This is a genomic window from Candidatus Methylomirabilota bacterium (assembly GCA_027293415.1).
Classification (GTDB): Bacteria; Methylomirabilota; Methylomirabilia; order Methylomirabilales; family CSP1-5; genus CSP1-5.
Map to the genome: position 1 here is coordinate 1 of JAPUFX010000196.1, position 8189 is coordinate 8189.

The window sequence follows — 8189 nt, forward strand, 5'->3', positions numbered from 1 at the left end:
CATTGTCCGGGTCTTTGACCGATTGGGCAACCGGGAGAACCGCAACAGGGCGCGGATGAAGTTTGTCATGCAGGAGTTCGGCGTGGAGAAGTTCCGGAAGCTGGTCTTCAAAGAGCGGACCGGCCTCAAGCTCACCATGGCCGGAAAACTTTCTCCCGTAATCATCCGAGAAGAGAACCCCCCGGCCGGAAGGCCTACACCAGTGAGCCTTCCGGATCTCGATAACCCTGCCTATGAGCGCTGGCGGCGTACCAACGTCCGACCCCAGAAGCAGCCGGGCTACGTTATGGTAACGGTCCGTTTGGATCTCGGCGATATCACGGCTCTTCAGCTTCGGCTCCTGGCCTTCTGTGCCCGAGAGTTTGGCGACGGCACCGTCAGGACCACAAACCAACAAAACTTTCTCCTCAGGTGGGTCCCGGCCGGCGTCGTCGTCGCGCTGTACCGGGTCCTTCGCCGTGCTGATGTGGCCCGCCCCGGGGCTGAGCGGCTCATCGACATCACGGCCTGCCCCGGCGCAGACACGTGCCAGCTCGGGATCACCTCTTCCCGGGGGCTGGCGATGGCGATCGGCAGGGTGGTGGAAGAAAAGCACCCGGACCTGGTGGAGGAGGTGGGCGGACGGATCAAGATCTCCGGCTGCCCGAACTCCTGCGGCCAACACCATATGGCCACCATTGGGTTCTACGGCGGGTCCAAGAAATTCAGCGGGCGGCAGGCCCCGACCTATCAGATGTTCCTGGGAGGAGCGTGGGGGGATGGCACCGCCCGGTTCGGCAAGCCTACTCTGAGGATCCCGGCGAAGAACATCCCGATGGCCATTGACAGGCTCCTCCAGATCTATAAGGCGAACCGGGAAAACTGCGAGGTCCTTATCACCTTTCTGGATCGTTTCGGATCGGGTCGAGTGGCGGAGATCCTGGCCGAGTTCACCCAGCTACCCGCCTATGAAGAGGCCCCAGATGGGTTCCGGGATTGGGGGGCGGAAGAGGCCTTCCAGCCCAAGACGGGCGCCGGTGAGTGCGCGGTGTAGGGGGAGGAAATGCCGTCCGTTGAGGAGGGACGAGGATGAGGTATGAGATCCGGATAAGCGGCGATGGAGGGCAGGGGATCATCCTGGCCGAGGCGGCCATCGAGGATGGGAAGAACGTCGCTCAGACCGGTGAGTGGGATGTCGAAGCAGTCCTCGACCTCACGCCCGGGGAGTCGGAGATCCTTCTCCAGGGGGGACTGCTCAACGCTGTTCGGGCGCGGAGAGGAAATCCAGAGGAGCCATGAAGGAATGGGCGATGAAAACCGGAATCAGCCTGCCACGTCGGATCCTGGTGGTCGAGGATGATGAGGATATGCGGGAGAATCTCCGGCGCATCCTCCTCGGCGCCGGATACGAAGTCTCCCTGGCCGAGGACGGACCGCAGGCCATTACCGTACTCCGCACGCAGCCGTGTCATCTGGTCCTTACCGACTTGGTCATGCCGGGGATGAATGGCCTCGAGCTCTTGAAGGAGATCCGGCAGGAGGACCAGAATCTCCCGGTGGTCTTTCTCTCGGCCTTCGGGGACCGGGCCACGTATGCCAAGGCCACGGAGCTTGGGGCCGTAGACTTTGTCACAAAGCCCTTCCGTGCTGGCTCCCTCTTGGGGCTTATTCAAAGAACGCTCGGGAGCCAATCAACGAAATAAGCTCGTGAGATAAGGATGTAGCACCCCTGAAGAGGGCAATGAAGTGGCCGAGACGACGGATGTGATCATCGTTGGCGCAGGGGTGGTGGGTTGCTCCGTCGCCTACCACTTGGCCCAGAAGGGGGTGAAGCGGGTTGTTGTCCTCGATCGAGGCGACATCGGCGGCGAGGCTTCAGGGGCGGCGGCTGGGATGCTGGCCCCGCAGTGTGAGGCGGGTGGACCCGGCCCCTTTCTCGACTTCTGCCTTGCGGCGCGCCAGTACTACGAGCGCCTGGCACCGATGCTGAAGGACCTCGTCCATGTCGATATTGAGTATCTCAGCTGGGGTATTCTTTACCTCCTCGACGAGGAGGGGGACGAGGCAGCAGAGGGGCGATATCGCTGGCAGAAAGAGCTTGGGCTGGCCGTGGAACGGCTGACGCCTGAAGAGGTCGGTAAACTGGAGCCAGGGCTCACCAAAGAGATCGCGGGGGCCCTCTTCTTCCCCGGTGATCATCACGTGAACAACACCGAACTCACTCGGGCGCTGGCCCAGGCGGCCCGGACCCTCGGGGTCGGCATCCTGGAAGGCAGTCCCGTCACGGGATTCCTGTACGAAGGGGACAGAGTTGCCGGTGTCCGGACTCCCCAGGAAATCTATACCGCCGGCCAGGTCGTCCTGTGCACCGGGGCCTGGTCAGGGCAGATCGGGGCCCTCCTCGGCCGCCGGATCCCTGTGGAACCCGCCCGGGGGCAAATTCTCTACGCCGAGCTTGCGGAGCCGCCCTTGCGACATCCGGTTTGGGGAAGGGGGGGCTATCTGGTTCCCCGGCTAAACGGCGGCCTGGTCGTGGGGAGCAATGTCGAGTATGTCGGGTTCGAGAAAAATGTGACCCTCAGCGGGATCCACGGCTTTAGTTCGCTTGTGCTGGCGCTTCTCCCCGGCCTTGCGGAGCAGCCTTTCACGCGTGCCTGGGCCGGGTTTCGCCCCCACTCCAAAGATGGGCTCCCCATCATCGGTCCCCTGCAGGACCTGGCCGGCCTGTATATCGCCACCGGCCACTTCCGCAATGGCATTCTTCTTGGCCCTCTCACGGGTCGGCTACTCGCTGAAATGATCCTGGGCGAGCCCCCCTCGTTTTCCCTTGATGCCTTCAGTCCCGGCCGCTTCGGCCTGTAAGAGCCCAGCCGTACCAGGGTCTATCATGTTTCCGATCCCGGACCTGGACACCCTGACCGATATTGGTTGTTCCTGGATAGTAGGGAAGGTAGTGGAGGAGGAGCTTGAGCGTATGCCGCTCTTCTGCCAGGACCTGGCGCAGGGACGCTATCCGGTCTGTTAAGGAACACACGACGTACCCCTCCTTCTCGAATCACCAAGCCTCAATGGCGGCCGCTCTTGCTGCCGCTAAAATTCCTGGCGCTTGACACGCGTTGCAAGTCGGGGAATACTGAGACCCCCCACCTACCGATCCTGTACTCCGCTGGTCGTCGCAGATGGAAAACAGGAGGGGGCAATTCTGAGGGGAGATCAATACATGGAAAAGAGCCCCGCGCACCAGGAAATTGATTCCGTGTTGCAGCGCCTCCTAGAGGATCTTCGACACGATGTGGCCGCACCGCCAGTGCAAGTCGTCGTTGAGCTCCTGAAGGAACTCTCGAACGCGCTCCATGAGCTCCAGGTGGCCGCGAAAGAACTTCGGCAACAGAACGAGGAGCTGACCACGACCCGTCGGACTGTGGAAGCGGAGCGGCAGCGATACCAGGAGTTTTTCGAATTCGCACCGGATGGGTATCTGGTCACGGATGCTGAGGGAACCATCCAGCAGGCCAATCGCGCCGCAGCGACTCTGCTTGCCTCCCACCAAGATCATCTAATGGGGAAACGACTGGTCACGTTTGTGGCAGAGCGAGATCGCAAGACGTTTCAGTCTCAATTGGCCCGCTTGCCGGACCTGCACCAGGTGCGGGGTTGGGAAGTGCGATTTCAGCCGTTGAGAGGCGCACCCTTCCTTGCTGCGATCAGTATGACCGCCGTCGGCGACCCGCAGACGAAGATAGGTATTCTGCGATGGATGATCCGAGACATCACGGGGCGCAAACGGGCGGGGAGCCGTCTGAACGCGCAGTTCGCGGTCACTCGCGTCCTGGCAGAGGCCGCCACGCTCCGGGATGCAACCTCCCCCCTCTTGCAGGCTATCTGTGAGGGCCTGGGTTGCGAACTCGGCGAGTTGTGGCTCGTGGACTCCACGGTTCAAGTGCTGCGCTGGGGTGGTATGTGGCATGCGCCGTCCCTCGACGGCGCGGAGTTCGAGGCGATCAGTCGCACGAGGACCTATGCCCCGGGAAGCAACTTGCCCGGTCGCGTCTGGACACGTCGCCGAGCTGTATGGGTTCCTGATGTCCTCGCAGACACCGACTTCCTTCGGGCCTCCATCGCGGCCAAGATCGGCCTGCACGGCGCGTTAGCCTTCCCGATCGATGCCGAGGACGGTCTGGTAGGCGTCATCGTGTCGTACACCCGCGAGACCCGGCAGCTCGATCCCGAGCTGCTTGAGATGGCAGCCGACATCGGCGGCCGGATCGGCCAGTTCACTGAGCGCAAGCGGGCAGAGGAGGCACTACGGAGAGCACACAACGTGTTAGAACTGCGCGTGCAGGAGCGGACGGTAGAGCTGGCGAAAGCCAATGAAGCCTTGCAAACTGAAATTGCCGAGCGCGAAAGGGCGGCCGAAGCCAATGCCCTTCTGCTTCGGGAATTGAATCACCGAGTCCGGAACAACCTTGCGACGATTGTTGGCCTGCTGTCCATGGAGCTTGCTCGGAAGAGGCGCTGGACAGCCGAGGAGGCTCTCAAAGCGTGCATTGATCGGGTGCAGAGTCTGGCCGCCATCCACGATCTGTTGGCCCAGGATCATTTCAGGGAGCTGGATCTCAAAAGGCTGGTGGAGGAGGTGGCGAAGGCTGTTGTGAGGGGTATCGGATGGGATGAGAAAGTGAAGATCACGGTCGACGCGCCTGCTCTCAGGCTCCCGCCGAAGTGGCTTGGCTCCTTGGCTTTGGCCGCCAATGAGCTGATCACCAATGCTATCATACATGCCTTTCTGTCCCGTGACACAGGACTCATTCACGTTCAGGTCACAGAGGATGAAAAGGAGATACAATTGTCGGTCAAAGATAACGGCATTGGGATCCCAGCCACGAACGAGGGCGAGTGGCGGAGAGGGGTAGGACTGGACATCGTTGCGTCGTTGGTCGAGACGGACCTCCAGGGACAGTTTCAACTCCAATATGACAGTGGGACGCTGGCGACTATTCGGTTCCCGAAACCCGAATTTGTAGAGCAATAGAATATATGTGACCTAGCCCGGATTATTCACATAGAAGTGAATAATCTGCCCTCCGGGCTTCGACTCCGCCCCACGTTTGCGGGGCGTCGCTCAGGGCTAGCCTTGAGCAAGCCGCGGGAGCGGCCTGTCGAAACCTGGCGGTGCGGCCGAGCCCGCACCTGCAGGCGCATTATTCACGAACGGAGTGTCTTCGTGAATAATGCGGGCTAGCTTATGGGCTTTTCCGGAAGGTCGCTGAAAACGTAACGGGGCTGTGAAATGACTTCTGGGGCAAACAATCGGAGCCTGAAAGTTCTCGTCGTCGAGGACGAAGGTCTTGTCGCGGCAGGCCTGAAGGGTCAACTGGAAGACATCGGCCATCAAGTGTTGGGATTAGCGAAGGACGCGGAGGAGGCTGTGAGGCTTGCCTCGAAGTTACAGCCGGACCTCATTATGATGGACATCCGGATTCCGGGGACGGACGGGATCGAGGCGGCCCGCGCCATCCTGGCGCAGGAGGCCGTTCCTATCGTGTTCCTGACCGCGTATCCCGACGAGGACTTTGTCCGGCGAGCCGGGGACGCTGGGGCGATGGCCTACCTTTTAAAGCCTGTAAACGAAAGTACTCTCCGCTCGACCATCGAGGTGGCCTTGGCCCGCTTCACAGAGCTTGGTGCCCTGCGCCGGGAGGTTAACGACCTGAAGGAGGCATTGGAAACCAGGAAACTGGTGGAGAAGGCCAAGGGGGTCCTCATGAAGCGGGTGCAGCTTTCTGAAGCGGAGGCTTTCCGACGGATGCAACACAAAAGCCGGACCACGAGAACGAGCCTCAAGGTCATCGCCTCGACGATCGTACAGGCCGACGATCTTCTCTCTCCCTTCGAAGAAACTCCTTGACAAAAAGCAGGTCTTGGGACTAATGTGACGGTCAGATCGCGCACGTAATTCACGGGCGCCAAGACGCGCCACGTAGCAGAGGCCATGACGCCTCACGGAGGATGCATATCCTTCCTGAGGCGTTTTTATTTTCGACAGCGCGAATTCCCGTTCGACAGCACCCTCCTTTGCGTAAAAGTATGGCTTTTCCCTTGGTTCCAACCACTCGGGCTTCCACGGGTGGAAGACCTCTCTGGTCATGGCCCGGCTGAAAGGGGGCAGGGATGATCCAAGGAAGGTCGAAGCATGTGGAAACAAGACCTGATCCGTAAACTCGTCGTCAGCGCACCGCATGACCTCCTCGAGGCCATTTATGCGCGAGGTCTGCGGCGGGAGGGGCCGTGCTGGGCTGAGATCGTCCGGGAGGCCCAGGCGCTTGGGATCTTCACTGCCGAGGAGGCTGCGGCCTGCCTGCAGCTGGCAAATCGCGAGGGCGCCTTCAATAACAGTCGGTCCCCGGACGTTGTCCGGGAGGAATCCCCAGAGGAGGGGCCCATGCAACTCCTTGAGCAAGGCATGTCAAGCATGACGGAACTCATCGATCGCTATAGTCAGGAAATTCACACGATTTCAGAGGAAGTCCTCGTCAGGGGGCACGAGGCTTCTGTCGAGGAATTCCGGGGCAGAGTCGCCGAGGTTCAAGACCGCATGCACCGGGAAGCCGGCGAAGTGTATGACCGCCTCGTGGCGGAGAGTAGGGAGATCGAACGGGAGTTGCTGGCCAAACTCGCCCACATGAGGGAAGCGATGGAACGTGCGGCGTTGCTCAAAGAAGTCATCAGCTCGGCGGTTAAACCGGGAGGCGGTCAATAGACCGAGGACCGCGGCGAACCCCCTCATCCATTGCGGTCTATCGTCGCAGGGGCAAGAAGGAGGGATCATGGCAGTCGGAAGGCGGTCGAGGTGGGGTCTGGCCCGCGGCCCGTTCCGCGAACGAGGCCGGATGGAGCGAGAGATAGAAACCGTGTGCGGCCGGTTCTTTCAGGAGCGGCCCTGGTTACAATTGGCTGGCGAGGCGAGCGGCGTGGCGCCGGCGATGGCTTTGCTCGACCGGAAGGAGGAGGTGGTCCTCCGGGCGGACCTCCCCGGCCTGGAACAGAGGGACATCGAGGTCACAGTGGATCGCCGCGTCCTGAACATCCGGGGCGAGCGGAAGGAAGAGGGGGAGGCGAGCGAGGAAGCCTACGGCAGCCGTGGGCGGCGGACAGGGATCTTCGCGCGAAGCCTAACTCTTCCGGCCGACGTGGATGTGAACAAGGTAAGTACGACCTTCCAGGACGGTGTTTTGGAAGTCCACCTGCCCAAGACCAAGGAGGCGAGGGGGAAGATGATCGAAATCAAGGTAGAGTAAGGTCTTCGGACGAACAGACCGCATGAAACGTCAGCGCGACGGCAGCTCAGATGTATTGTTCGGTAACCCATCGCACGGGAGGGAGCCTCAACTTCATGGAAAACCGGAAAATCGAGAGCGGCGGGATGGGACCGATGGAACAGGCGAAATCCGACAGGCGGCGCCTTTCGCGATGGCGGGGGTCGGGATGGCTATCGGGATGGATTGGGGACGCCACCAAGGTGTCCGTCGTCGACATCAGCATGGGCGGGGTCCTTATCGAACACTCAAACATCTTTCCTCCAAGCACCGTCTTTATCCTGACTCTCTCGTTGTGCGGGGCGAGGGTCAGTGTGAAGTGTCGGGTTGTCCGATCGGCGCTTTACCAGTATGAGAACTCGTCCGTCGGGGAACGACACTATGTCTATCGGACGGGCTTAGCGTTGGTCGATGTGTCTGAAACTTCGCAGCAACTGATCGGCGAATACATTGGCTTTCTCGAAGCGATAGCCAATGGGGATTCTGAAGGGTAAGCGGCGCGTGTCGTGGAATGGGCAATCCAGCGCGACGCTGATCATCAGATGCCGACAGGTGTGAAGGAATTCAGTTCAGGAGCGGACACCGGCTCGGAAGCCTTTTGAGCTTTCCCTCGATGATGCCGAGATAGAACTACTGGATGTACTAGTGTCCCTCCAACTAAATCTCCCTAAGCACAGCAAGCTTCCGCGAGGGGCACTGAGGGGTTGTTGGGGAGAGACTCCCCTCCGCTTGGGGGGTGCTCAGCGAGGCTACAGTCGAGCGCCGAAGGGGGGCCTGCCCCCCTAGCGGAAGTGACGCACCAAGGGGGGATTGTTAGCGGGAAATAGTTGGTGCGGCACTAGTGAATGGTCTCAACCCGTATCTTGATCGACCCTCCGGGTTTTGTGGAATCCA

Annotated in this window: 10 protein-coding genes; all 10 read left to right on the top strand. The window is 60.7% G+C overall.

Going from position 1 to position 8189, the window contains the following annotated elements; translation table 11 throughout:
- Nucleotides 1–1033 (top strand): nitrite/sulfite reductase (locus tag O6929_13480; protein MCZ6481389.1); only part of this gene is annotated, 1033 nt, incomplete at its 5' end.
- Between the two features lie 35 nt (nucleotides 1034–1068).
- Entirely contained in the window at nucleotides 1069–1278 is a 210-nt protein-coding gene (locus tag O6929_13485; protein ID MCZ6481390.1) for a hypothetical protein, read from the top strand.
- Nucleotides 1279–1289: 11 nt separating this feature from the next.
- Entirely contained in the window at nucleotides 1290–1682 is a 393-nt protein-coding gene (locus tag O6929_13490) for a response regulator (GenBank protein ID MCZ6481391.1), read from the top strand.
- A 43-nt stretch (nucleotides 1683–1725) separates the two neighbouring features.
- Complete coding sequence (gene thiO / locus O6929_13495) at nucleotides 1726–2841, top strand: glycine oxidase ThiO (protein ID MCZ6481392.1); 1116 nt, start codon at nucleotides 1726–1728, stop codon at nucleotides 2839–2841.
- A gap of 25 nt (nucleotides 2842–2866) precedes the next feature.
- Complete coding sequence (locus tag O6929_13500; GenBank protein MCZ6481393.1) at nucleotides 2867–3004, top strand: hypothetical protein; 138 nt, start codon at nucleotides 2867–2869, stop codon at nucleotides 3002–3004.
- A 195-nt stretch (nucleotides 3005–3199) separates the two neighbouring features.
- Nucleotides 3200–5011, top strand: coding sequence for a PAS domain S-box protein (locus tag O6929_13505; protein MCZ6481394.1), 1812 nt, complete (start codon nucleotides 3200–3202; stop codon nucleotides 5009–5011).
- Nucleotides 5012–5269: 258 nt separating this feature from the next.
- Nucleotides 5270–5887 carry a response regulator gene (locus O6929_13510; protein ID MCZ6481395.1) on the top strand — a complete coding sequence of 206 codons (618 nt, stop codon included), beginning with the start codon at nucleotides 5270–5272 and terminating at the stop codon, nucleotides 5885–5887.
- 285 nt (nucleotides 5888–6172) lie between these two features.
- Nucleotides 6173–6739, top strand: a complete 567-nt coding sequence (locus tag O6929_13515) for a hypothetical protein (GenBank protein ID MCZ6481396.1) — start codon at nucleotides 6173–6175, stop codon at nucleotides 6737–6739.
- 67 nt (nucleotides 6740–6806) lie between these two features.
- Nucleotides 6807–7277: an Hsp20/alpha crystallin family protein gene (locus O6929_13520; GenBank protein MCZ6481397.1), complete on the top strand. Its 471-nt coding sequence runs from the start codon at nucleotides 6807–6809 to the stop codon at nucleotides 7275–7277.
- 50 nt (nucleotides 7278–7327) lie between these two features.
- Nucleotides 7328–7789: a PilZ domain-containing protein gene (locus tag O6929_13525; GenBank protein ID MCZ6481398.1), complete on the top strand. Its 462-nt coding sequence runs from the start codon at nucleotides 7328–7330 to the stop codon at nucleotides 7787–7789.
- Nucleotides 7790–8189 lie beyond the last annotated feature (400 nt).

What these genes read in the sequence shown, in the direction of transcription:
- O6929_13485 (MCZ6481390.1), top strand. Translation starts at nt 1,069, where the DNA reads ATGAGGTATGAGATCCGGATAAGCGGCGATGGAGGGCAGGGGATCATC.
- O6929_13490 (MCZ6481391.1), top strand. Translation starts at nt 1,290, where the DNA reads ATGAAAACCGGAATCAGCCTGCCACGTCGGATCCTGGTGGTCGAGGAT.
- O6929_13500 (MCZ6481393.1), top strand. Translation starts at nt 2,867, where the DNA reads ATGTTTCCGATCCCGGACCTGGACACCCTGACCGATATTGGTTGTTCC.
- O6929_13505 (MCZ6481394.1), top strand. Translation starts at nt 3,200, where the DNA reads ATGGAAAAGAGCCCCGCGCACCAGGAAATTGATTCCGTGTTGCAGCGC.
- O6929_13510 (MCZ6481395.1), top strand. Translation starts at nt 5,270, where the DNA reads ATGACTTCTGGGGCAAACAATCGGAGCCTGAAAGTTCTCGTCGTCGAG.
- O6929_13515 (MCZ6481396.1), top strand. Translation starts at nt 6,173, where the DNA reads ATGTGGAAACAAGACCTGATCCGTAAACTCGTCGTCAGCGCACCGCAT.
- O6929_13520 (MCZ6481397.1), top strand. Translation starts at nt 6,807, where the DNA reads ATGGCAGTCGGAAGGCGGTCGAGGTGGGGTCTGGCCCGCGGCCCGTTC.
- O6929_13525 (MCZ6481398.1), top strand. Translation starts at nt 7,328, where the DNA reads ATGTATTGTTCGGTAACCCATCGCACGGGAGGGAGCCTCAACTTCATG.